Here is a 24,673-nt window from a genome sequence, read left to right on the forward strand (position 1 = left end):
CTCCTTGTTATCAGTCAGATGGCTCAGTGGAATGTCGGCCGATGCGACCCAGCGGGCTGGCCAGCAGATCCAGGGTGAGGCGCACGCCAAAACCGGTCACTTCGCTGGAGACCACCCCATTGCCCCCCTTGTTGCGAAAACCGCTCAAATCAAAATGCAGCCAGGGGGTCTGCTCGGGCACGAAGTGAGCGAGAAAACGGGCCGCATCGATGTGATCCGGCGAACTGCCCGGCGCGCATTGCAGCAGATCGGCCCACTCGCTCTCGATATTGTCGTCGTAATCGTCATCGAGCGGGAAGGGCCAGATCCGCTCGCCGCTGCGCTGACCCAGATTGACCAGCGAGACCAGCCACTCGCTGCGGTTGGTAAAGACGCCGCTGTAGCGGCTGCCCAGCGCCCGCTTGCAGGCACCGGTCAGGGTCGCATAGTCGATCAACAGATCCGGGGTATCCTGCGCGGCCATCGCCAGGGTGTCGGCCAATACCATTCGCCCTTCGGCATCGGTATCGACCACCTCGATGGAGGTGCCATTGATGGCGGTCACCACCTCGCCGGGGCGATAGGCGTGAGGGCCGATATGGTTCTCGGCAATGGCCAGCCAGCAGTGTACCTCGTAGGGTAGCTGGGCTCGGCTGATGGCGTAGAGGGCCCCCAGCGCCACCGCGCTGCCCCCCATGTCCAGATGCATGCCATACATGCTGCCGGATACCTTGAGGTTATAGCCACCGGAGTCGTGGCAGATCCCCTTGCCAACCAGCGCAATGCGGCGCACCGGCTTGGGCGGATAGTAGCTGAGCTTGACCATGGCCCCCTGATTGTCTTCCGAGCCACGGGCGACCGCCAGAAACGCCCCCGCCCCCAGTTCGGCCAACTGCGCCTGATCATAATGCTGACACAGCCACCCCTCATCTTGCGCCAGTTGGCTGACGAACTCGCGATAGCTGGCGGCAGTGAGCTCGGAGGCGGGCAACACCGCCAGATGACGAGCCAATCCGTTGCCCCCCGCCTCACTGTAAAGGCGCGCCAGATCAAGCACCACCGCGGGAGAGACAATGATCTGCTGGTAGGTCCAACCGCTCTCGTTGCGACTCTTGCTGGTCGGCAGCGGCACATTGGCGGCCAACAGGGCAGAGAGCAGCAACTCGGCCAGCATCACTCGTTCAGCAGGGGGAAATCCCTCCAGATGCAGACCGAACCGCTCCAGTTTTAGCCCCGACAGCGGTGCTATCCAGTTTCTTACCTGCTTATAGAGACGGTGATCTCGGGTCACACTGCTGGCCACAAACACCACCTGCAACAGGGTATTGCCATGCATCAGGGTAAAGGGGGCCTTTTGTCCGAGGGCAAGCAGGGTTTTGACACCGGCAAACTGGGGCTGCGCCAATAACGCCTCTTTCTGCTCTTCGGCGATCACCAGCAACTGCAGCGGTAATCCCATGGCAAGGGCCTCGGCCAGGGTGGCATCCTGACTCTCGATAGCGGGGGGAAGATAGGTGAAGGGTGTGATCACAGGAGAGCGCCTCATCCATGAAGAGATACCTGATGATACCTAACAAATGGTTGATGCGACCAGTTTTGGTCTTGAAAAAGCGTCAGAAATAGCAGCAATCACCAGCTGACGACGGGCATCAAGGATGATTGTTCAATGAAACAAAGAGTAGCAATACAAGAAGGGAACGATCAGAAGTTGGTTGCGGGGGCCAGATTTGAACTGACGACCTTCGGGTTATGAGCCCGACGAGCTACCGAGCTGCTCCACCCCGCGTCCGAATTGTCACCCCAAAGCCGAGCAGTGGCTTGATGGCGTTTGTCTGCTTTCGATTGCTTACACAATCTCATGCTGACGAAAAAGTTGGTTGCGGGGGCCAGATTTGAACTGACGACCTTCGGGTTATGAGCCCGACGAGCTACCGAGCTGCTCCACCCCGCGTCCGAATTGTCACCCCAAAGCCGAGCAGTGGCTTGATGGCGTTTGTCTGCGTTCGATTGTTTGCACAATCGCCTGCTGACGAAAAAATTGGTTGCGGGGGCCAGATTTGAACTGACGACCTTCGGGTTATGAGCCCGACGAGCTACCGAGCTGCTCCACCCCGCGTCCGAATTGTCACCCCCAAGCCGAGCAGTGGCTTGATGGCGTTTGTCTGCTTCCGATTGTTTGCACAATCGCCTGCTGACGAAAAAGTTGGTTGCGGGGGCCAGATTTGAACTGACGACCTTCGGGTTATGAGCCCGACGAGCTACCGAGCTGCTCCACCCCGCGTCCGAATTGTCACCCCCAACCCGAGCAGTGGCTTGATGGCGTTTGTCTGCGTTCGATTGTTTACACAATCGTATGCTGACGAAAAAGTTGGTTGCGGGGGCCAGATTTGAACTGACGACCTTCGGGTTATGAGCCCGACGAGCTACCGAGCTGCTCCACCCCGCGTCCGAATTGTCATCCCCAAGCCGAGCAGTGGCTTGATGGCGTTTGTCTGCGTTCGATTGTTTACACAATCCCATGCTGACGAAAAAGTTGGTTGCGGGGGCCAGATTTGAACTGACGACCTTCGGGTTATGAGCCCGACGAGCTACCGAGCTGCTCCACCCCGCGTCCGAATTGTCACCCCCAAGCCGAGCAGTAGCTTGATGGCGTTTGTCTGCTTTCGATTGTTTGCACAATCGCCTGCTGACGAAAAAGTTGGTTGCGGGGGCCAGATTTGAACTGACGACCTTCGGGTTATGAGCCCGACGAGCTACCGAGCTGCTCCACCCCGCGTCCGAATTTTTCTCGAAGTGGCCGAGCAGTAGCCAGTTCGATTTTTCCTTTTCTGCCAACCTATTACAGCGGTTTGACAGGTCAGGTTCTCAGATGGTTGCGGGGGCCAGATTTGAACTGACGACCTTCGGGTTATGAGCCCGACGAGCTACCGGGCTGCTCCACCCCGCGTCTGAGGTCGCCAATAATAGGCGCCAGCGCACAGATTGCAAGTAAATATCTCAAAAAAAGTTTATTCGTAGATTAATCGGACAAAGAGTGCGGTCATTAGCAGCATCATGCTGTTTTTTCAGGCAATCGAGTCCTTGCAGGGCATCCGGCACTACACTCAATAAGCTGAACTCTCCTCATTTTGGGTAGGTAAAATATGCGCATCTCCGCCGGTCATTGCCGTCAGTTGGGGGCCACACCCGACAGCCACGGCGTCAACTTCGCGATCTGGGCCCGCCTGGCCAGCCGGGTGGAACTGCTGCTCTTCGCCAGCGCCGAGGACAGCACGCCAGAGGTGATCCCGCTCTCGCCCCGCTTCAACCGCACCGCCTACTACTGGCATATCCATATTGAGGGGCTGCCTGTCGGTCAACGCTACGCCTATCGGATTCAGGGCCCATGGCGCCCTTACTGCGGCACCCGCTTCGATGCCGAGAAGATACTGCTCGATCCCTATGGTCGCAGCATCGAGCTGGGCGCCAACTACGACCGATGGGCGGCGGCCCGGCCAGGCAGCAATCTGGCCTGCTGCGCCAAGAATCGGGTGGTCGATACCCGTCACTACAACTGGGAAGGGGACAAGCTGCCCGCCCACTCTCTCTCCCGCTCGGTGATCTATGAGCTGCATCTGGGGGGGTTTACCAAATCCCCCAGCTCCGGGGTCGATCCGGCGCTGCGCGGCACCTATCTCGGGCTTATCGAGAAGATCCCCTACCTGCAATCCCTCGGCGTCACCGCCGTCGAGCTGCTGCCGGTGTTCCAGTTCGATCCCCAGGATGCACCAAAGGGGCTCTCCAACTACTGGGGTTACAGCCCCATGTCCTTTTTCGCCCCGCACGCGCAATACGCCTGCGGCGATGATCCTCTCACCGAGTTTCGCGACATGGTCAAGGCGCTGCACCGCGCCAATATCGAGGTGATTCTCGACGTGGTCTACAACCACACCGCCGAGGGGGGCGATGATGGTCCCGTCTTCTCGTTTCGCGGCATCGACAACGAGGCCTACTACATCCTCGACAACAACCAGAAAGACACCAACTATTCGGGCTGCGGCAACACCTTCAACGGCGCCCATCCGGTGGTACTGCGGATGATCATGGACAGCCTCCACTTCTGGCGTCAGGAGATGCACGTCGATGGCTTCCGGTTCGATCTGGCCGCCATCCTGTCGCGGGACGAATCGGGCCAGCCGCAGGCCAATGCGCCCACCCTGCGCACCATAGATACCGATCCGAACATTGCCGACATCAAGCTGATTGCCGAAGCCTGGGATGCGGGGGGACTCTATCAGGTGGGGTCGCTTGCTGGCGCCCGCTGGCGTGAGTGGAACGGCCAGTTCCGGGATGATGTGCGCCGCTTCCTGCGCGGCGATGACAACAGCGTCACCACCTTTGTCGAGCGGCTGTGCGGCAGCCCCGACATCTACCACTATCACCACGCCGATCCCGAGAAGAGCATCAACTTCGTCACCTGCCACGATGGCTTTACCCTGTGGGACTGGGCCAGTTACAACGGCAAGCACAACGAGGCCAACGGGGAGGAGAACCGCGACGGCTGTGATCACAACTTCAGCTGGAATCACGGCCATGAAGGGATCACCGAAGATCCCCAGATCAACGCCCTGCGGATGCGGCAAGCCAAGAACATGATGGTGGCGACCCTGCTCTCGGTGGGATCCCCCATGTTGCTGATGGGAGACGAGCTGTTGCGCACCCAGCGGGGCAACAACAACGGTTACTGTCAGGATAACGCCACCTGCTGGATGAACTGGCTACCCAACGCCCGCGGTCAGGAGATGTTCCGCTTCATGAAGGAGCTGATCCAGTACCGCAAACACCTGTTCCAGCGCCCGGAGCAGGAGAGCATGCCGCTATCGCTCACCGAGATCCTGCGCCACAGCGAGATCTGCTGGCACGGGGTCAACGCCGGACAACCGGACTTCAGCCCCCACTCCCACGCCATTGCCATGTCGGCGCTGTCGAGCGAAACCAAGCTGGCACTCTATGTGCTGTTCAACGCCTACTGGGAGCCCCTCACCTTCAATCTGCCGAGTCCGCCCAAGGGGGTTGGCGGCTACTGGCGGCGGATCCTCGATACTGCCCTCCCCTCGCCGCAAGATATCTGCACCTTCGGCATGCCACTGGAAGGGCTGACCCGGGAGTATCTCGCCCAACCGCGCAGCAGCTGCCTCTTTATCTGCGGGGCCGACGACTTCTATTGATAGATAACTGCTGCTTGATTGCTGCTAATGGATTGCTACTAATGGATAGCTGCGATACCTGCAAGCCAGATAGGCAAAAGCCCCGAGTGTTGGCTCGGGGCTTTTCTTTTCAGCGCAGTGTCAGACCAGCTGGTGCAACACGCTAGTGGCGGCAATCTGGGCGATCAGCAGACCACACAGGGAGGTGGAGACCACCACTGGCGCGGTATCACGCTGCAAGTAGAGCGGACTGAACCAGAGCAGCAGGGAGGCCACCAGCAGGGCAGCCTGGGTCACCACCGCCGGGATCAGCGCATCGAGATTGGCCTCGCCCCCTTGCCAGCCCACCAGCACCGCCAGCCAGACAAGGCTAGCCATCGCCCCCACCAGACCGGCCAGCGGCAACAGGGTGTTGAATGCCTTGAGGCGATGACGGGCCCGCAGCAGCATCAGGTGGGCAAAGGCCGCCCCCAGCATCGCCATCTGCAGCAGACCGCTCACCCAGCCTTGCAGTTGCAGCAGCCCGAAGCCATAGACAGCGAGCGGCAACGCCGGTAGCCAGAGCAGCGTTGAGGGGACGGAACGCTTGCCCTCCAGCCGTGACTGGGCCAGCGACAAGCCGACCCCGAGCACCAGTGCCACACCACCACTCCAGATCAGCCAACTGGCTGCCTTGGCCTCTACCGCCAGCATCAGAGATAGCGCGGTAATGACCCAGATGGAGAAGAGCTGCTGACTGATGCGCGAGCGCTGGCCGGGGCAGATATCACCGCGCCACAGCACGATACCGAGGGCGATCAGGGCGCCAAGCGCCATCAATCCGGTGAGGGGAAAGAGCCAAAAAGGGAGTTGGACGAACACGACGCCTCCAGCAGTAAAGATTCGAGGTGCGCCACCGGGGCGCCAGAGAGGGGGCGAGTATACCCAAACCGGCGGCTATCCCCAATCGCGACAAACAATCGTGGGCAAACAATGCGGGGCAATTGCCGCCAGCACGGCCCACCTTGAAGGGCGCCCTGCTGGCAGCCATGCCCATAGTGACGGGATGCGGCGCCGGCTTCAGCCCTGACCGCGGGCCAGCGCCACCACCCGGGCAAACATCTGGCGGATCACCGGCGGAATATGCTCGGCACCGAGCCGCTCCGCCTCTTCCACCACCGCCAGCGCCATCCCCGGCTTGCTGCGGTGATGAATAGCCTTGTTGATGATGTGACTGGCACTCCACATGGCGCGCCCACCCACCCCGGCCTCACGGCGAAACACCGCTTCAAAACCGTTGTGATAGAGGTAGTGCTCGATGTCGGCGGCAGGAAGCTGGGTCAGTCGGTCTCGCTCCCGCTCGCCCTTGAGCTGGCCCCGAGCCGAGGCGGCATACTTGAGCCCCGCCTCGTCGCCATCGGTCAGCAGGTGCCACTCGATGCCAAAGTCCCGCGCCACCTTGATGAGTGGCGACTGGCCACACTGGGCAAACTCGATGATCCGCACCCCTTCGGCCCGCAGACTGTAACCGCAGATCTGCGCCAGCTCGGAGAGCAGCCAGATCTCGGTCTCCCCCTCCACCAGCAGCCAGCAACGGGCAAACAGCGACATGGGGCGGTTGATCCGCACATGGAAGGCGATCTTGCGCAGATCGTCACTGCTGTAGCGCTCGCCCCCCAGCTGGTGACAGAGAATATCCTGCTGACGGCGCACCAGCCGCCGCACCTGATTGAGCGGCAGGGAAGAGAGCAGATCTCCCGAGTTGGTGGTGAGCAGCTTCTGGCCAGGCAGTTGTTCCAGCAGCCCCCACGCCAGCGCCAGCATGGTCGGGTGCAGCCGGCTCTCCGGGTCCTCCAGGATCATTATGGGGCGGGCCCCCTCCTCCAGCTCGCGGTTGCCCCGCGCCTGCAACAGGGTGGCCGCCATCCCCGCCATCGCCAGTTGCAGCGCGCGGTTGTCGGCGCGGCGCAGCAGGGTATGCAGATTGCCCGGATTGCGCAGGGTCATGGGGCGATTGATGATGTCGCGCTGACTGCGCGGCTTGTTCTTGATGGGGGCCAATGCGTTGAAGTAGTGATCCATCAGCTGGCGCACCGCCTGCAGCGCCTCTTTGAGCTCCGGCTCGCCGATGCGCTGGGGTTCGTCGATCAGTTTGTCCGCCAGCTCGCTCAGGCGATGTTCGGAGAGATCTCCCCACTGCAGGGTCTCCACCCCGTTGCGGGCACTGCGGGCATCGCGCAGCCGGAACACCGGGTTCATGGTGATCAGCATGGAGACCAGCTCATTGGCATTGGCAATAGGCAGGCTCTTGCCCACGCCGTCGAGAAAGTCGTGCATGGTGAGCACAGCTCCATCCGCCTGCAGCTCGGCACTGGCGCGATAGTGAATGCGGTGGAATTTGTCTTTATGCAGCACCCAGGAGGGGCTGAGACGAGCCAGGCGACGGGAGTGCTGGCACATCTGGGGTCTGTGCTCACTGAAGGTGAGCACCAGTTGCAGGTGGCGCGCCGGCGCCAGTTCGGGATCTTCCGGTTGGTGAAAATCCTCGGCGGTGAACTGATAGGGCTCGGCATTTTGCCCCAGCAGGCACCAGAGGGCGCGCAGCAGGCTCGATTTACCCCAGGTGTTCTCGCCGATCAGCACTGTGGTGTGATCCAGCCCGAGCGACAAGCGATTTATACCGCGAAAACCTTTGACTTCAATACGTTCCAGAAACATCCGGCCATGTCCACATCATTGTGATGGGGCAATAGTGGCAAAATTACCGGAAAAATCCTATCGCAGGCGGGGGGATTTCAACGTGAACTGTGAGGCACTGCAGGTTCGGGAGGGGTAACAACAGCGGTGCGATCTTGCGGAGCATTCCAGTGGCTAAACCAGAGGTGACGAGTACGAGTTTGACGTTTGCGATAATTCAATGGGCATTCCTTTCAATGGATAAGTGGTAGAGAGTACACCTCTTTTGCCCAAAGTCTCAGGGTTATCTGTGACAGGAAGATGACAATTGTGCCCGCCACTGTCCCGGCGTCAAACCAAACGCCTCGCGAAAACGGTTGCCAAAATGGGCCTGGGAAGAGAAACCACACTGACTGGCGATGCTGGCCAGCGGCTCCGGGCCAGCCAGCAGTTGTTTGGCCCGTTTGAGCCGCAGCCCCAGCAGATAGCGGTGGGGCGGGCAGCCGAGACTCTGGCCGAACATGCGGGCGAAGTGATACTCGCTCAGCCCCGCCTGCTGCGCCAACTCTGCCAGCGTGACCGAATCGGCCAGATGGGCCTGCAGATACTCCTGCACCCGCCTGATCACCACCGGCGCCAGCCCGCCGCGTAGAGGCGGCAAACCGGGAGCTTCCTCGGTGTGGTGACGATAGGCGTGGAGGATCAACATCCAGGCGCCGTGGGAAAGCGCCAGCCGATCGACCCCGTGCTGCCACTCCAGCTGCATCAGCTGGCGCTGCACCAGTCCGGCCGCCTGCGGATCGTCGATAAAGGTCTTGTCCACCAGTTGCAGGTGGCGCCCCTCCTTGTCACACACCTCCTCGGCGATACGGGTGAGGTGAGCCGGGGTGAAGTAGAGATGAAAGAAGCGAAATTCTTCGCGCACCAGCCACTCGGATCTGTGGTGATCCGGCATGATGCACACCTTGCCGGTGCCACCGTGGCCACCCGGCCCATCGAGTCGCTCGGTCTGCTCGCCCCCCTGCAGATAGACGCTCAGGGTGTGGTGGCCCGGCTTGTGATAGCGGGTCTGGTCATAGCAGTTGCGCCAACTGGCTACCCCGAGCCCGGGTTCGAGCCAGCAGGCGTCCTCCAGCCTGGCACCGGTGCTGACCAGTGCATCAAATACCCCTGCTGTTTTCATTCGCTCCCGCCACCTGTTCCGGTTATTTGCGCGGCTCTCCCGCCTGCCATCCATCTTACCGACCGCGCCTGCAGATGACAGCGCAGGGCGATGAAAAACCGCAAGATGGTGCAATCCAGCCATCAGAGCTCGCCCCATAGTGGGTCATATCCTCCCTGACTCACCGGAACTGTGATGAACCTGATGCTCTATCTTGCTACCGTGCTTATCTGGGGCAGCACCTGGATTGCCATCGCCTGGCAACTTGGCCCCATCCCCATCGAGGTGTCGGTGCTCTACCGCTTCCTGCTGGCGGCGGTGGCACTGTTTGCCCTGCTCACCGCCAGCGGCCGCTTTCCACGCCTCCCCTGGCACGGCCAGCGTTACGCCGCACTGCTCGGTGCCCTGCTCTTTTCCACCAACTTTCTCTGCTTCTACCACGCCACCCGCTATATCCCGAGCGGCATGTCGGCGGTGATCTTCGCCAGTGCCAGCATCTTCAACGGCCTCAACCTCTGGCTGTTCGAGCGCAAGCGCCCCACCCTGCGCTGGCTGCAAGGCTCCCTGCTGGGGCTCCTGGGCACCCTGCTGCTGTTCTGGCCGGTGCTGGCGGATGCGCAACTGGGTGCAAACGGCTGGAAGGGGCTGCTGCTCGCCTGCGGCGGCACCCTCTGCTTTTCGCTGGGCAATCTGGTCTCGGCCCGGGGCCAGCGCCACGGCTATCACGTACTGCAACTGGTGCCCTGGGGCATGGTTTACGGCGTGGTGCTGTTGCTGGGCTGGGTCACATTGCTCGGCCAGCAACTGGTAGTGCCGACCGACAGCCACTATCTGGCGGCCATAGTCTATCTCGCCCTGTTTGGCTCGGTGATCGCCTTTACCGCCTACCTGACGCTGGTGGGGCGCATCGGTGCCAGCAAGGCCTCCTACGCCACCGTGCTCTTTCCGTTGGTGGCGCTCACCCTCTCCACCTTCTACGAAGGCTTTGTCTGGCAGCCGGTCTCGGTGGTCGGGGTGGTGGTGAGCCTCATTGGCAATCTGGTGATCTTCGCACCGCCCTTAAGCGAGTGGCGCATTCGCCCGGCCAAGGCGGCAAACGACACTTGCTCCTGAGCCAGTCAGCCCCTAAGGTAGCGCCATTCGATAGGCATGATGGCGATACGAGGGGGCGAGATGTTACTGGAAGGGCTGGAGACGCTGAGCCTGCTGGCGAGCGAAGGAACCATGGCCAAGGTGGCCAGTCGCCTTTACATCAGCCAGTCGGCGGTAAGCAAGCGGATTGCCCAGCTGGAGCTGCGCCTTGGCAAGAAGCTGATCGAGCCGGAGGGGCGCCAGATCCGGCTCACCCCGCAGGCAAAGGAGCTGCTTGAGCGAGTGGCCCCGAGTCTGGCCGAAATGAAGGGAGTGCTGGCTGATAGCCAGGATCTGGCTGATCACAGCCCGCTCCCCATCGCCTGCTCCGAAACCCTGCTGGCGGGCTACCTCGCCCACTTTATGCGCGACTATCTGGGCCGCGATCCCCATCTTGCCCTCTCTACCCACCACACCCCGGTGATTCTGGCGCGGGTGCGTAGCGGTGATGCCCTGCTCGGCATCTGCGCCGGTCGGCTCCCGCCCGGCCATGGCCTCGGCGCCGATTTGCTACTGGAAGAGCCCTTCTATCTGGTGGGCGAGGCGCAGCAGAGCCTGCCGCCAGCCAGCTCAGGGAGCAGGCGCAAGATCCTCGCCATGGATCTGGAGAACCCCTCCAACCGCTACCTGCGCGAACCGTTGGCAGAGATGGGGCTGGAGCCCGCCATGGAGCTCGACTCCTATCTGGCGCTCATCGAGCTCGCCAAGGCAGGTATTGGCCCGGTGCTGCTGCCCGCCGGCCTGCTGGGGCTGGTAGGAGAACAGGGGGAGATGGCGCGCCCACTGCCCGGACTGGGCCGTCCCCTCCATCTGGTCTACCGGCAGAGCAGCCTCAAGCGCGAGCGGATTGCCCAGCTGGTGAGCTCCCTGCACCAACACTTTCGCCACTGCAGCAGCACGCCACGCTAGCTGTGTAAACCCGCCAGATGTGACAACGGGGCCCAAGGGCCCCGTAAACATCCAATTTGTCGCCCACTCCCCGCGGCTCAGATCCAGGCAAACAGCTCGGGATACTGGCTCCAGACCAGCTTGGCAGACATCAGCAATGAGACGGTCACCAGCAGCGGCTTGATGAGCTTTACCCCTTGCTTGAGCACCATCTTGGAGCCGAAACGGGCGCCGATAAACTGCCCCAGCGCCATGCAAAAACCGACACTCCACACCACCTTGCCACCGAGGGCAAAGAACAGCAGGGAGGCGATATTCGAGGTGAAGTTGAGCAACTTGGTATGGGCGGTGGCACGCGCCATGCCAAAACCTGCCAGCGCCACGAAACCGATGGCAAAAAACGATCCTGTGCCCGGCCCGAAGAAGCCGTCATAAAAGCCGACACCGCCCCCCACCAGCAGCGCAAACAGCATGGGGGTGAGACGGCGGGAGCTCTCGGCATCGCTCACCCGTGGCGAGAAGTAGAAGTAGCAGGCAAAGGCCATCAGCAGGAAAGGGAGCAAGCGCTCAAGAATGGCGGCATCGATGGTCTGTACCGCCAGTGTGCCGATGGCAGCACCAATAAAGGTGCAGATCACCGCAGGCCAGATCATCGCCCACTCCAGCAACCCCTTGCGGGCATAGAACCAGGTGGCGGAGAAGGAGCCGAAACTGCTCTGCAGCTTGTTGGTACCGAGCACCAGCGCGGGCGGCATGCCGGTGGCGAGCAACGCTGGCACCGTCAGCAGGCCGCCGCCACCGGCGATGGCATCGATAAAGCCGGCGACAAGCGCCACACCAAACAGGGCAAACAAGGTAACCAATTCCAATTCCATCCATAGACCTCACGAGAGTGGGTTGCCCGAAGGGGTTGGGCAACCGGAGATAACCAAAACGGGGTTGTGCAGGGGCTGCACAGGCTGTCCGCTATCCTAGCGGGCCACCGTCGATGAATCTAACGAAACAGTGGCAGCCAATTGATTCCTGATTTTCATTGATGTGAGTTGCCACGCCCCTGCCCCAACCCTCAGAGGGCCCGTTACAGCGCGGGTGACGGGACTTTCGCTTCCTTGATGGCCGCCAGCGCCTCACACAGATGATCCTCATCGGCACCGGGGAAACGGCTGACCCGACCGGCCATGTAGCGGCTGCTGAACAGATTGAACCAGTGTTGCAATGCCTGCCCCGCCTTGAGCTCTCCCGCCACTTCCAGCACGCAGGCCGCCACCTCGGCGGTGCAGAGGTGCTCATCGCAGTTGGCCACTCGCATCCCGTAGGTGGAGAGCGCATCGGGCTTGATGGCGAGCACCGGAAATCCGTCGAGATAGGGGCTCTTGTTGAACATCTTGCGCGCCTCCGGCCAAGTGCCGTCGAGCAGGATAAAGAGCGGCTTTTTACCGGGCGCCAACGTCACCTCACCGGTCAGGCGGGCAGGCTCCTTCTCGCACGCGGGAAAGACCACATAGGGTTGCCAGGCGGGATCGGCCAGCAGGGCCAGCAACTCGGGATGGGGCTGGGTGCGCGACCAGAGAAATGCCCAGGTGGTGTCCGGCAACACATCGGCGATGAGGCGACCGGTGTTGGAGGGCTTCATCGGCTCGCTGTCATACATCAGCAGGCAGAAACCGGCCTCGGCTTTGAGCTCGGGGCGCCACTCGCAGGCACACCAGTCCTCGCGCAGCTGACAGGCCGAACAGCGGGCCAGGGTGCCGCCACGGGCAAGAAACGGTCGGGTAGAGATACTCTTGCGCCAGGCCCGCAGGCGGTTGACGGCGTGATCAGGAACAGGCTTCATCTAGGTTCACAACTGGAGTCAAAACAGGAACGGCAGCGATGCCAACAAGTCACGGCGCCACAGGGCGCGATAACAGGGGCGCTGCCGGAAAAGCGCAAGATTGTACCGAGTTACGCGCTGGCGGAACAGCGATCCCTGCCCCTTTCGCCAGACACAGTGCCAACTCCTCTTGCCTTACGACTCCTGACAGCTGCGCAGCAGCTCCAGCAACAGGCTGCCATCGCGCAGCGCCTTGTGCACCTGCACCGAGGTGGGCTTGGTGGGATCTTCGTAGAAGTGGGTGGATTCAATCTGCAGCCGCACCAGATATTCGGCGGGCAACTGGCTGGCCAGCGACTGGTGTAGCATGGGGAACAGCAGCCGATCGGCGCGAGTGATCTCCCCCCCCAGCAGCAGCTTGCCCGGATTGAGCAGGCAGATGAGGTTGGAGAGCACCTTGGAGAGGCGGCCCGCCGCCTGATGGAGAATATCCTGACAGAGGCTGTTGCCCGCCAGCGCCAGCTCGCACAGCTCTCGGATGGTGACGCTCTCGGGCAAGTCGTGCTCCTGCATCCGCTCGCGCAGATCCCGGTATTGCGCCTCCAGCGCCTGATTGGTCACCAGGGTGCAGGCACAACCAAAACCGCCGCAGTAACAGCGCTGGCCATAGGGCTCGAGCTGCAGGTGGCTGAGATCCCCGAGCAGTGCATTCTCGCTCTCGATAAGTTGGCCATTGACCACCATGCCGACCCCGATGTCGTTGTGGACAAACACCAGCACCGCATCGGCGCAATTCTTGGCGGCCCCCCACTCCCGCTCGGCCTGGATCCAGGTTCGCACGTCACCGCTCACCAGCACCGGCACGGCAAACGCCTGTTGCAGCGTGGGCCCCAGCGGCCAGTTGCGCAGATCGTAGAAGGGGAAGTGCTTGACCATGCCGGAGTGACGCTCCACCTGACCCGGCAGACAGAGGGCGATACAGGCCAGACTGAGGGACTTTTTCGGCAGAAACACCTTGATGGCGTGTACCAGACTGCCCAACAGATCGGCCCGCTCTTCTTCGGTAAAGAGGTGGCGCTGGCGAGCCAGCGAGCGACCGGAAAAGTCGAACAGCGCCATATCCACGTAGCCACGACCAAGACGCATGGAGAGAAACTGGAAGCGGCGCTCGTTGATGCGCAGCAGGGTCTGGCGACGGCCGCGCCCCACCGAACTTTCGCCACAGGTCACCACCAGACCGCCATCGAGCAGTTCACGGGTGATCTTGGTGATGCTGGCAGGGGAGAGGCCGGTCAGGCGGGAGAGATCGGTACGTGACAGCTCCTTGTGCTCCTCCAGACTGGCGTACACCAGGCCGTAGTTGAGCTGCCGGATCAAGTCGATACTGCCTTTCACGATCTCATTCATAGGATATGGATTAAGGGCTGACACAGGGGCCGCCAATTTTCACACATTATTGGGCAATCCCCAAATAAAGTGCGGCCTGAACCGGGGTTCAGACCGCATCTTGTGGTTGTCATCACGGACCCTTACAGGATCAATAACGGAACTGGGAGACCAGTTTGCGCAATTTATCACCGGTATTGGCCAGATCGCGGGTGGTGCTGTTGGATTCCACCGCCGCATCGGTCAGCTCGCTGACGATCTGCTGAATAGCTACCAGGTTCTTGTTGATCTCCTCCGACACCGCATGCTGCTCCTCGGCGGCGGTGGCGATCTGGATATTCATGTCGTTGATGGTACTGACCGCCGTCACCATGCTGTCGAGGGAGCTGGCGATGTGTCCCGCTTCCTGCACCGTCTCCTGACTGCGCTCTTCGCTCGCCTGCATCACATCCACCGCCTGTTTGACGCCGCCCTGCAGCCGCTGCAGCATCTCGTTGATCTCCTTGGTGCTCTGCTGGGTACGACCGGCAAGGGAGCGCACTTCATCCGCTACCACCGCAAAGCCGCGCCCCTGTTCTCCGGCCCGGGCCGCCTCGATGGCGGCGTTCAGCGCCAGCAGGTTGGTCTGTTCGGCGATGCCACGAATGACCTCTACCACGGAGCCAATCTTGCCGGTCTCGTGGGCCAGCTGCTCGATAACGCCGGAGGCGGTATGCACTTCGCCCACCAGCCGGTTGATGCTGTTGATGGCGGTGCTGACCACACCGCGCGCCGCGTCAGACTCACGGGCCGCATCGCTGGTTGCTGTCGCGGCATTGGAGGCGCTGGCCGCCACCTCCTGCGCGGTGGAGCTCATCTCGGTCACCGCAGTCACCACCTGATCGGTCTCGCGGCTATGACCCTGCATCTGATGATCGTAGTGTTCGCTCAGATTGTGCAGTTTCTCAACGGCGCTAAAGAGGTGATTGCTGGTCTCGCCCACCTGGCTCACCACCGACTGGATCCGCTCGACGAAGCGATTGAAGGCGCTGGCCAGTTGGCCAATCTCGTCCTGACTCTGCACCTTGAGGCGCTGGGTCAGATCCCCCTCCCCGTCGGCAATGTCATTAAGCGCCGACACCGCATCCGCCAGCGGTTTGGTCACCCGGTTACCCACGATCACCGTCACGACCAGGGTGATACCGAGGATCAGCAGGATCACCAGCACGCTGCTCTGCAACGAGGCATACATGTTGCTCTCGCGCTCTGCGCGCAGGGCGGCCAAATCGTTGTCGATATCATCGATATAAAAACCGGTACCGATGACCCACTGATACTTGTCCAGCACCATGTTGAAGGCCAGCTTGGGGGCATCGCGGCCGATGGAGGGTTTGGCCGTCCAGTACTCGGAGAAGCCATCCCCCTGACGGGCCACCTTGAGGATGTCCTGGATCAGCAACTTGCCCTTGGCATCCTTGTCGTTCCAGCGGTTTTTCCCCTCCAGCTCGGCACGGGTCGGCAGCAGTACTGTGTTGCCCTCGAAGTCATAGACAAAGAAGTAGCCGTCACTGCTGTAACGCAGCGGCCTGAGCAACTCTTTGACCTTCTGACGATTTTCCGGTGAATCCGGCAGGGCATATACGGCATCGACGGCGGTTTTGGCCATCATGATGTAACTGCTGAGCAGCGCCTTGCGCTCCTTGATGGCATCTTCCCTCGCCACCACCAGCTCAGACTCCAGAGCGCTCTTGGAGACCATGTAGTTACTGAGGTTGACCACCAGGGCCATCAGCAGCACGGGTACTGCACCCAGTAACAGGATTTTCTGTTTTAGCGTCATCTTTCACATCCTTGCAGCTGTTTTTATTGGAATTCCTAGCCTACTAATCAGTATAGGTGCTGGCAGGGCGAGCCCCCCTTTCGTTACAATTCCCTTAAACAAATCGGCCAGAATGTGAAAATCATGAATCTTTGTCCTTGCGGCTCAACCCTTTCTCTCGAATTGTGCTGTGGCTCACTTCACAGTGGCGCTGTGGCTGACACACCGGAGCAGCTGATGCGCTCGCGCTACAGCGCCTTCGTGCTCGGGCTGGGGGAGTATCTGGTCCATAGCTGGCATCCGGCTCACCTCGGCGGCCTCACGGCGGCAGAGCTTTCCCAAACAGATACCCACTGGGATGATCTCGAGATCATCGCCAGCCAGGGCGGCCCGCAGGATGAAACCGGGATGGTGGAGTTCAAAGCCTGGTTTCTGGAGGGGGATGAGCGCCACTGCCTACATGAGCGCTCCCGCTTCGTGCGTTATCAGGGGCGCTGGGTCTACACCGAAGGGGAGATCGATCCCCTGCCGCTCAAAACCGGCCGCAACGATCCCTGCCCCTGTGGCAGCGGCAAAAAGCACAAGAAGTGCTGCGGCTGACGCGTCAAACACGGTTTTGTTTCCCAAATCCATGCTACTTGGATGGAACTAACGAAGGGGATGGTGATCTGATTACCACCATCCCCTTCATGAAATAATGGTCCGATGGCTGATTTAGTAAAAAACACCATGCTAAACACATCGTCGCATTGGGGTAACAATGCAGTGACTCGATGCTATTAAGTGAATAAGGAACTCAGAAAACAAGCATCCCGTTGCATTTTGCAGCGGGCATGACGGATGCTAAGTAGAGAGGCTAGGCGGCAAGGAGAAAAGTGAGTAGTAAAGCGGTTGGTTGCATAAAATATCACTTGGTTAACTCTTTTGCCCCGAAATAGCGATTTTCGTACTGATAATCTTGGTTTTTTGGCGTTTTGGCCGCCTAAAAGAGGGCTACGCCATAAAAAATTCAAAAAACTTCTTTACCAGTGACCAATCGGTGAGTAAACTTCGTCGGCAATATTTTACACCCCCACTTCCTCAACGGTGAGATATTGCCATGCTCAGGATTGCCAAAGAAGCGTTAACCTTCGACGATGTACTGTTGGTTCCCGCCCACTCCGAAGTTCTTCCCAATACTGCCGATCTGCGTACCAAGCTGACCTCCACCATCAGCCTGAACATCCCCATGATCTCCGCTGCCATGGACACAGTGACCGATGCCCGTCTGGCTATCGCACTGGCCCAGGAAGGCGGTATCGGCTTTATCCACAAGAACATGTCCATCGAGCAGCAGGCTGCCGAAGTGCGCAAGGTCAAGAAGTACGAAAGCGGCGTGGTCACTGACCCCGTCACCGTACGCCCTGACATGACCATTGCCCAAATCAAGGAGCTGAGCCACAAGAATGGCTTCGCCGGTTACCCCGTGGTGACTGATGGCAACAAGCTGGTCGGTATCATCACCGGCCGTGACGTGCGCTTCGTGATTGACCTCTCCCAGACCGTTGAACAGATCATGACCCAGAAAGATCGCCTGGTCACCGTGCGTGAAGGGGCCCCTCGCGAAGAGGTGGTTGCCCTGATGCAAAAGCACCGTATCGAAAAAGTGCTGGTGGTGAACGCCGACTTCAAACTCAAGGGCATGATCACCGTTAAAGATTTCCAGAAAGCCGAGCGCAAGCCGCACGCCTGTAAAGATGACAAGGGTCGTCTGCGCGTGGGTGCTGCCGTTGGTGCCGGTGCCGGTAACGAAGAGCGCGTTGCTGCGCTGGTGGAAGCCGGTGTTGACGTGCTGCTGATCGACTCCTCCCACGGCCACTCCCAGGGCGTGCTGGATCGCATCAAGGCCACTCGCGACGCCTATCCGGATCTGCAGATCATCGGTGGCAACGTGGCGACCGGTGCCGGTGCCAAGGCGCTGGCTGCTGCCGGTGTCAATGCAGTCAAGGTTGGTATCGGCCCAGGCTCCATCTGTACTACCCGTATCGTCACCGGTGTCGGTGTCCCCCAGATCACTGCCATCTCCGACGCTGTTGATGCGCTGGAAGGCACCGGTATTCCGGTGATTGCCGATGGCGGTATCCGCTTCTCCGGCGACATCGCCAAGGCCATCGCCGCGGGCGCCAGCTGCGTCATGGTCGGTTCCATGTTCGCCGGTACTGAAGAAGCGCCGGGCGAGATCGAGCTCTATCAGGGTCGCTCATTCAAATCCTACCGTGGTATGGGCTCTCTGGGCGCTATGTCCAAAGGCTCCAGCGACCGCTACTTCCAGACCGACAACGCCGCTGACAAGCTGGTGCCGGAAGGCATCGAAGGTCGCGTGCCGTACAAGGGCCGCCTCAAAGAGATCATCCACCAGCAGATGGGCGGCCTGCGCTCCTCCATGGGGTTGACCGGCAGCGCCACCATCGACGACATGCGCACCAAGGCAGAGTTCGTGCGCATCTCCGGCGCCGGGATGAAAGAGTCCCACGTCCACGATGTGACCATTACCAAAGAAGCCCCCAACTATCGGATGGGCTGATACAAGACGGGGCTGCGGCCCCGTTTTGACACCGTTTTTATCCCCATGCTTTTTGTTAAAACATCAGCCTGATGCAGGAATAAAATGACTAAAGACATTCACCAGCACCGTATCCTTATCCTCGACTTCGGTTCCCAGTACACCCAGCTGATTGCCCGCCGTGTGCGCGAGATCGGTGTTTACTGCGAACTGTGGGCCTGGGATGTGACCGAAGAGCAGATCCGCGAATTCAACCCCAACGGCATCATCCTCTCCGGCGGTCCGGAGTCCGTCACCGAAGCGGGCAGCCCGCGCGCCCCCGAGTACGTGTTCAACGCCGGTGTGCCGGTGTTCGGCATCTGCTACGGCATGCAGACCATGGCCGAGCAGCTGGGTGGCAAAGTGCAATCCTCCACCGAGCGTGAATTCGGTTACGCCAAGGTCGAAGTGCTGGGCGACTCCGGCAAGACCAGCGCCCTCTTGCGCAACATCGAAGATGCCATCGCCGACAACGGCAACGCCCTGCTGGATGTCTGGATGAGCCACGGTGACAAGGTCACTGCTATCCCGGCTGACTTCACCACCATCGCCAGCACCCCGACCTGCCCCCACGCGGCCATGGCCAATGAAGCCAAGCGCTTCTACGGCGTGCAGTTCCACCCGGAAGTGACCCACACCCGTCAGGGTGCTCGCATGCTGGAGCACTTCGTCAAGGACATCTGTGGCTGCGAATGTCTGTGGACGCCGGCCACTATCATCGACGACGCCGTTGCCCGCATCCGCGAGCAAGTGGGTGACGACGAAGTGATCCTCGGCCTCTCCGGCGGTGTCGACTCCTCCGTGGTTGCCATGCTGGTGCACCGCGCCATCGGCGATCGCCTGACCTGCGTCTTCGTCGACAACGGTCTGCTGCGTCTGAACGAAGGCGAGCAGGTGATGGAGATGTTTGGCGATCACTTCGGTCTGAACATCATCAAGGTTGAAGCTGAAGATCGCTTCCTCTCCGCCCTGGCCGGTGTTGACGAGCCTGAAGCCAAGCGCAAGATCATCGGCCGCGTCTTCGTTGAAGTGTTCGACGACGAAGCGAAGAAGCTGAAAAATGCTCGCTGGCTGGCGCAAGGCACCATCTATCCGGACGTTATCGAATCTGCCGCCAGCAAGACCGGCAAAGCCCACGTCATCAAGTCTCACCACAACGTCGGCGGCCTGCCGGAAGAGATGAAGATGGGTCTGGTCGAGCCGCTGCGCGAACTGTTCAAAGACGAAGTGCGCCGCGTTGGCCTCGAGCTGGGTCTGCCCTACGACATGCTCTACCGTCACCCGTTCCCGGGCCCGGGTCTGGGCGTGCGCGTCCTTGGCGAAGTGAAGAAAGAGTACTGTGATCTGCTGCGTAAAGCCGATGCGGTCTTTATCGAAGAGCTGCGCAAAGCCGACCTCTACAACCAGGTCAGCCAGGCGTTCGCCGTGTTCCTGCCGGTGCGCTCCGTTGGCGTGATGGGCGATGGTCGCAAATATGACTGGGTGATTGCCCTGCGCGCCGTCGAAACCATCGACTTTATGACCGCCCACTGGGCTCACTTGCCGTACGACTTCCTCGGTCACGTATCGAACCGCATCATCAACGAGATCAACGGTATCTCCCGCGTGGTGTACGACGTCTCCGGCAAGCCGCCCGCAACCATCGAATGGGAATAAGCGGCTAGCGCCCTTCTACCCTTCGAGCATAAAAATGCAAAAAGACGCCCTTGAGGCGTCTTTTCTTTTTTCAATCGTTTGCGCCACACATCTTCTTTTTCTGACCTATCCCGTACCGCCTTGCCCCTCTCCAATCTGAATGGGGCGGCGATGGTGTCACTGCGCAACATATTCATGCTAATGGCGCTGCATGGTCGCAAGACGAACCGGGTGGCAGAGGAGAGTAAATGCAGGGCGCTGACGAGAGGGGGAAAGAGCAGGAACTGAGCAAGCAGTCACCCGCACAAGCTGATGGCAGAGGAGCTGGCCGTGCTCAATAAGGGGCAAGAAGGATTGTTGTGGTGCAGATCTCCAAATCGCTGGACAGGGATACACATCCCCCTATCTGAGTTGGTTGCATGGTTAGGCGGGAGGGGCATAGCGTCCAACTGGTTGGCTCCAAACTCGCCAAATAAGAGAGACGCCCTCGGGCGTTAATGCCGCTCAGTTAATGATCCATTGACCAATCCTCCTGATGTATAAAAAACCGAAACATGTTGATTAGTTTAGGATTTTATATGCGTAACGACCAGGCTCTCGGCTTTCTCCACGCCAGCCATCCCGCACAGTTTGAGTCACTCTCCGACCTGATTTCCCCCGACTCATCATGACGCTGCTCGGCGAAGAGGGTGTCGTTACCCTACATCGTCGCTATATGTCCATGGAGCATCTGGTCTGGGCCATTATCGGCATGGCTATCTTCCGCCACGTCCCCATGACCCAGCTGGTCAATCAACTCGATATCCTTCTGCCCGGCGAGCATCCCTTTGTCGCCCCAGCGCCTTCCTACAAGCTCGCGAAAAGCTTGACCACAAGAGCATCGAGCGCCTCTTTCACGAGACAGCCTTTCTCTGACATCAGCAGGCCAACCACCCCGGTTGGGCCGGACTGCAACTGCTCGCCGTCGATGGCGTGATGTGGCGCACGCCGATACACCGGACAACTCCGCTGTTTTTGCCAAGCTCGGCACCCTAGCGAGACCACCTATCCGCAGGTGCGCATGCTTTGCCATATGGAGCTCACTAGCCACCTGCTTGTCCAGGCTGTCATCAAGAATTGCGCCGTCAACGAGATGGTGCTGGCCGAGCAATTTATCGAACACACGCCAGACCACTCGCTGACCTTATTCGACAAGGGGTTCTATTCGCTTGGCCGGCTCCACACCTGACAAACCGCGGGCTGCGAGCGGCACTGGCAGTTGCCGCTCAAAAAGGACGCCCAACGCAAAAAGTGGCCTCAACTGCCGGACACGGTGGAAGCCCGCTTGCTGACCCGCAACATCAACGGCAAGGAGCGCCAAGTGTTGACCTCGATGGTCGACCCGATGCGTTTCCCGAGGGCTGACATCATCGAGATCTACAACCATCGCTGGGAAATCGAGCTGGGCTATCGGGAGATGAAGCACAGCCTACAACAACACCGATTGACCCTGCGCAGCAAGAAGGCGGCGGGATACGGCAGAAGCGTTGGGGCGTGTTGCTGGCGTACAACCTGCTGCGCAGCCAGATGGTGAAGATGGCGGCGAGCCTGAAGCGGGCAGCTGACCTGGAGAAACAAGCGGGACAGTTTGTATTGCCGGAACGAAGGGAGCGAAGTTACCCCCGCTGCATGAAGCCAAGGCCACAGAGGTACTGTGTAAAAAAAGCCAATAAAAACAATGCCAGTCATGCTTAACTGACTGGCATTAGTCGGTTGGCGGGGATGTTTATTGAGTCATCCTTCACTCCCATGAACGGGAGAGCGCACTTAGCTGGCCTTGCGCAGGATCAGCTCAAGGTAGTCGGCGAAGCGGTGACCGTGATGCTCCAGCAGTTTCGGGAACATGGAGATGGAGGTCATGCCCGGGAAGGTGTTGATTTCGTTCAGCAGGATCTCGCCCTCCTCGGTCAGGAAGAAGTCGATGCGCGAGAGGTGGGTCAGTTTCAGCTGACGGAACGCCTTGAGGGCGTACTCGTGGATCGCATCGGCCTGTGCCTGGGTCAACCCTTGTGCCTTGAGGCTGGTCTCGGTGTGGCTGGCGCTGCTGTACTTCTCTTCATAGCTGTAGAACTTGTCCTGCGGCACACAGATCTCGCCCGGATAAGTCGCCACCAGCTCGTCACCGTACTGGTAAACCGCCACTTCCAGCTCGCGCGGCTTGACCGCTTTCTCGATTAGTACCTGCTCGGAGTAGCCGAAAGCATCGGCAATGCCTTTAACCAGATCCGCTTCGTTGCTGGCAGAGTAGCAACCAACGGAAGAGCCCTGGGAGGCCGCCTTGATAAAGACCTTGCCCCACTTGGCCAGCGCGGCTTTGGCATCGCTCAGCGCCGCGTCGTTCTGCTCGGTCAGGAACAGGTAAGGGGTGTTGGGAATGCCGATGGCAGAGAGCCACAGCTTGGTGCTGATCTTGTTGAAGCAGATCTTGCTCGCCTCGGCATCGCAACCGAGATAAGGCAATCCGGCCAGTTCGAGGAAGGATTGCAGATCGCCGGTCTCACCCGGGTAGCCGTGGATGCAGGGCACCACGTAATCCACCGGACGGGCCACGCTGTCAAACGAGAGCAGCTTGTCGAGCCCCAGCTTGCACTCGCGGCCATCAGCACTGAGCCAGCGATCGGCGAACATCTCGACGCGGGTCACTTCGACACCGGGCAGGAGGCCCAGTTGTTGCTCGAGGAAATTGGCGCTGCGCAGAGACACTTCGTGCTCGGAGCCACCGCCGCCGCACAGCAGCAAGACATGCATGTTCTTCATTAGATGTGATCCCTTGGGAAAAGCGGCCTCGTCATGACCATTTGATAAGCCAACCACCATAAAAACCGGACGAAGCCAGATACGAACATAAGTGCGCGCCAGTGTAGCAAGGGAGATCAACCCTTGTCAGCTGATGGGAGACCCATGACCCCACTTCTTGCAGTGAAAAGTCTCCCCTGTGTCAAAATCGGGACACATTGCCCCTCAGCGCGGGGGATCGACCCGTCCCATCCCGTTGCCATTGACCCGAAACCAGCCGGCGATGCTGAAGCGCTCGCGGTTGGCAGGCAGCACCTCGTGGGGAAACTCCTCGGAGAGAAACAGCACCAGCCGCCCCCCCTTGGGGCTGACATCCATCAGAAACTGCTCGTCGTTGTCATAGAAGCGCAGCAGCCCACCGGCTTCCGGTTGCCAGTCATTGTTGAGGTAGAAGACCGAGGTCAGGCGGCGGTTGGATCGACCGGCAAAGGCATCGCGATGGGTGGCGTAAAAATCGCCGCTACGGTAGCGGGCGAAGTGCGCCTCGTAGTCAAACAGCCCCAGCATCAACATCCGGTTGGCGGCAAGACGCAGGGACTCCATCCGGGCGAGGTAGTCAGCCACCGGTGCCCCGAGGGAGGGCTCCAGCCAGTGGATCTGGTCACGGCGAATATCGGGATTGCCCTGATGCAGGGCGTCACGGCCGATCCCGGCCGGTTGCCATTCGCCTGGCAAACAGGATTTGAGGGCATCCACCTCGGCGGCGGTCAAAAAATCATCCACTATCACCCATCCCCGGGTGTAAATGGCATCCATGGCAGCTTGATAGTCCAAGATTGGCTCACAATGAGTGGAGAGAGGGCGCTTTTTAGCGACTTACCGGCCAAGTCACAAACCGGTTTACTTCTCTTGAGAAGTCCCACCATCAATACGCGATTTGTCGCCCGCTTCCCCGCTTTTTGTCGCCAGTTGTGATCCCGCCCCACCGGACGGCGTATTGGCTGTCGAAACTGTGATGGCCCTTGCAATCAAGGGGAAGAGAGAGTGCGGGTCTCTTGCCGGTTAAAGAGCCAACCGATACCGTACTCCAGTACCATTACGCTATTCATCCGACATCTATCGCCACAACCGACCGAACACCTCACGGACAACCAATAGAAGGATCTGCTTATGCCTCTGCCCGATCTCACTTTGCAACGACTGGATGGCACCCCCTATCCACTGGCTCAACTGGCGGGCAAGGTGGTGCTGGTGGTCAATGTCGCCAGTCGCTGCGGCTTTACGCCGCAATATGAAGGGCTGGAAGCCCTCTATCGGGAACTCGGCCCCAAGGGGCTGGTGATCCTGGGCTTCCCCTGCAACCAGTTTGGCAATCAGGAGCCGGGGGATGCGGACGAAATTGCCCGCTTCTGCTCCCTCGACTATCCGGTCACCTTCCCCATCATGGCCAAGTGCGATGTCAACGGCGAGCATGCCCACCCCTTCTACCAGTGGCTTAAAAAACAGAAGCCGGGTTTTCTGGGGCTGGAAAACGTCAAATGGAACTTCACCAAGTTCCTGATCGACCAGGAGGGTAATGTGGTGGACCGCTTCGCCCCCCAGGCCAAACCGGAGAACCTGGCCGAGCAGATCCGCGAGATGCTCTGAATCGCCCGACGCGTTTTGCGCCACTGCGTTGAATGAT

General features: G+C 60.1%; 17 protein-coding genes, 8 tRNA genes and 1 pseudogene. 8 read left to right on the forward strand and 18 right to left on the reverse strand.

Annotated features, from left to right (window positions below; translation table 11 throughout):
* Window positions 1–10: 10 nt before the first annotated feature.
* The 9 genes from I6G90_RS06710 to I6G90_RS06750 form a co-directional block, all read right to left on the reverse strand.
* Window positions 11–1,510, reverse strand: coding sequence for a M17 family metallopeptidase (locus I6G90_RS06710; protein WP_197930382.1), 1,500 nt, complete (start codon window positions 1,508–1,510; stop codon window positions 11–13).
* A 178-nt stretch (window positions 1,511–1,688) separates the two neighbouring features.
* Window positions 1,689–1,765: transfer RNA gene (locus I6G90_RS06715), tRNA-Met, on the reverse strand.
* An 88-nt stretch (window positions 1,766–1,853) separates the two neighbouring features.
* Window positions 1,854–1,930, reverse strand: a tRNA-Met gene (locus I6G90_RS06720).
* A gap of 88 nt (window positions 1,931–2,018) precedes the next feature.
* Window positions 2,019–2,095, reverse strand: a tRNA-Met gene (locus I6G90_RS06725).
* An 88-nt stretch (window positions 2,096–2,183) separates the two neighbouring features.
* Window positions 2,184–2,260 (reverse strand) — tRNA-Met (locus I6G90_RS06730).
* Between the two features lie 88 nt (window positions 2,261–2,348).
* Window positions 2,349–2,425, reverse strand: a tRNA-Met gene (locus I6G90_RS06735).
* 88 nt (window positions 2,426–2,513) lie between these two features.
* A tRNA-Met gene (locus I6G90_RS06740) sits at window positions 2,514–2,590 on the reverse strand.
* 88 nt (window positions 2,591–2,678) lie between these two features.
* Window positions 2,679–2,755 (reverse strand) — tRNA-Met (locus tag I6G90_RS06745).
* A 94-nt stretch (window positions 2,756–2,849) separates the two neighbouring features.
* Window positions 2,850–2,926 (reverse strand) — tRNA-Met (locus I6G90_RS06750).
* 196 nt (window positions 2,927–3,122) lie between these two features.
* Between I6G90_RS06750 and glgX the strand changes: the two genes are divergently transcribed.
* Window positions 3,123–5,186: a glycogen debranching protein GlgX gene (gene glgX, locus I6G90_RS06755; protein ID WP_197930384.1), complete on the forward strand. Its 2,064-nt coding sequence runs from the start codon at window positions 3,123–3,125 to the stop codon at window positions 5,184–5,186.
* A gap of 120 nt (window positions 5,187–5,306) precedes the next feature.
* On the opposite strand, the gene I6G90_RS06760 is transcribed toward glgX, so the two are convergent.
* The 3 genes from I6G90_RS06760 to I6G90_RS06770 form a co-directional block, all read right to left on the reverse strand.
* A complete protein-coding gene (locus tag I6G90_RS06760) occupies window positions 5,307–6,026 on the reverse strand; it encodes a hypothetical protein (protein ID WP_197930386.1) in 720 nt (239 codons plus the stop codon).
* Between the two features lie 198 nt (window positions 6,027–6,224).
* Window positions 6,225–7,862: an ATP-dependent endonuclease gene (locus I6G90_RS06765; protein WP_197930388.1), complete on the reverse strand. Its 1,638-nt coding sequence runs from the start codon at window positions 7,860–7,862 to the stop codon at window positions 6,225–6,227.
* Window positions 7,863–8,124: 262 nt separating this feature from the next.
* Window positions 8,125–9,003 (reverse strand): helix-turn-helix domain-containing protein, encoded by an 879-nt coding sequence (locus I6G90_RS06770; protein ID WP_058051583.1) that lies wholly within the window; start codon window positions 9,001–9,003, stop codon window positions 8,125–8,127.
* 174 nt (window positions 9,004–9,177) lie between these two features.
* Between I6G90_RS06770 and I6G90_RS06775 the strand changes: the two genes are divergently transcribed.
* The gene (locus tag I6G90_RS06775) at window positions 9,178–10,095 is read left to right on the forward strand and encodes a DMT family transporter (RefSeq protein WP_197930390.1); all 918 of its coding nucleotides are present in this window, start codon (window positions 9,178–9,180) and stop codon (window positions 10,093–10,095) included.
* Between the two features lie 60 nt (window positions 10,096–10,155).
* Complete coding sequence (locus tag I6G90_RS06780; RefSeq protein ID WP_197930392.1) at window positions 10,156–11,022, forward strand: LysR family transcriptional regulator; 867 nt, start codon at window positions 10,156–10,158, stop codon at window positions 11,020–11,022.
* A gap of 77 nt (window positions 11,023–11,099) precedes the next feature.
* Here I6G90_RS06780 and I6G90_RS06785 read toward each other — a convergent pair whose 3' ends face one another.
* The 4 genes from I6G90_RS06785 to I6G90_RS06800 form a co-directional block, all read right to left on the reverse strand.
* Complete coding sequence (locus I6G90_RS06785) at window positions 11,100–11,876, reverse strand: TSUP family transporter (RefSeq protein WP_021231324.1); 777 nt, start codon at window positions 11,874–11,876, stop codon at window positions 11,100–11,102.
* 203 nt (window positions 11,877–12,079) lie between these two features.
* The gene (locus I6G90_RS06790; RefSeq protein ID WP_197930394.1) at window positions 12,080–12,835 is read right to left on the reverse strand and encodes a tRNA-uridine aminocarboxypropyltransferase; all 756 of its coding nucleotides are present in this window, start codon (window positions 12,833–12,835) and stop codon (window positions 12,080–12,082) included.
* A gap of 174 nt (window positions 12,836–13,009) precedes the next feature.
* The gene (locus I6G90_RS06795; RefSeq protein WP_042060762.1) at window positions 13,010–14,221 is read right to left on the reverse strand and encodes an ROK family transcriptional regulator; all 1,212 of its coding nucleotides are present in this window, start codon (window positions 14,219–14,221) and stop codon (window positions 13,010–13,012) included.
* A gap of 130 nt (window positions 14,222–14,351) precedes the next feature.
* Window positions 14,352–16,019 (reverse strand): methyl-accepting chemotaxis protein, encoded by a 1,668-nt coding sequence (locus I6G90_RS06800; protein WP_042657184.1) that lies wholly within the window; start codon window positions 16,017–16,019, stop codon window positions 14,352–14,354.
* Window positions 16,020–16,142: 123 nt separating this feature from the next.
* Between I6G90_RS06800 and I6G90_RS06805 the strand changes: the two genes are divergently transcribed.
* The 4 genes and pseudogenes from I6G90_RS06805 to I6G90_RS06820 all read left to right on the forward strand — a co-directional run bounded on the left by I6G90_RS06805 (window position 16,143) and on the right by I6G90_RS06820 (window position 21,948).
* Entirely contained in the window at window positions 16,143–16,598 is a 456-nt protein-coding gene (locus tag I6G90_RS06805) for a YchJ family protein (protein ID WP_197930396.1), read from the forward strand.
* Between the two features lie 499 nt (window positions 16,599–17,097).
* Window positions 17,098–18,561, forward strand: a complete 1,464-nt coding sequence (gene guaB, locus I6G90_RS06810) for an IMP dehydrogenase (protein ID WP_075112381.1) — start codon at window positions 17,098–17,100, stop codon at window positions 18,559–18,561.
* Between the two features lie 84 nt (window positions 18,562–18,645).
* Window positions 18,646–20,235, forward strand: coding sequence for a glutamine-hydrolyzing GMP synthase (guaA, locus tag I6G90_RS06815; RefSeq protein WP_197930398.1), 1,590 nt, complete (start codon window positions 18,646–18,648; stop codon window positions 20,233–20,235).
* Window positions 20,236–20,792: 557 nt separating this feature from the next.
* A pseudogene (locus I6G90_RS06820) lies at window positions 20,793–21,948 on the forward strand (IS4 family transposase).
* Window positions 21,949–22,020: 72 nt separating this feature from the next.
* On the opposite strand, the gene I6G90_RS06825 reads toward I6G90_RS06820, so the two are convergent.
* Window positions 22,021–23,010, reverse strand: coding sequence for a D-alanine--D-alanine ligase (locus I6G90_RS06825; RefSeq protein WP_197930400.1), 990 nt, complete (start codon window positions 23,008–23,010; stop codon window positions 22,021–22,023).
* Between the two features lie 204 nt (window positions 23,011–23,214).
* Window positions 23,215–23,823, reverse strand: coding sequence for a 2OG-Fe(II) oxygenase (locus tag I6G90_RS06830; RefSeq protein ID WP_197930402.1), 609 nt, complete (start codon window positions 23,821–23,823; stop codon window positions 23,215–23,217).
* A gap of 336 nt (window positions 23,824–24,159) precedes the next feature.
* On the opposite strand from I6G90_RS06830, the gene I6G90_RS06835 reads away from it, so the two are divergent.
* A complete protein-coding gene (locus I6G90_RS06835; protein WP_042062312.1) occupies window positions 24,160–24,636 on the forward strand; it encodes a glutathione peroxidase in 477 nt (158 codons plus the stop codon).
* Window positions 24,637–24,673 lie beyond the last annotated feature (37 nt).

The sequence above is a fragment of the Aeromonas allosaccharophila genome, assembly GCF_016026615.1.
Classification (GTDB): Bacteria; Pseudomonadota; Gammaproteobacteria; order Enterobacterales; family Aeromonadaceae; genus Aeromonas; species Aeromonas allosaccharophila.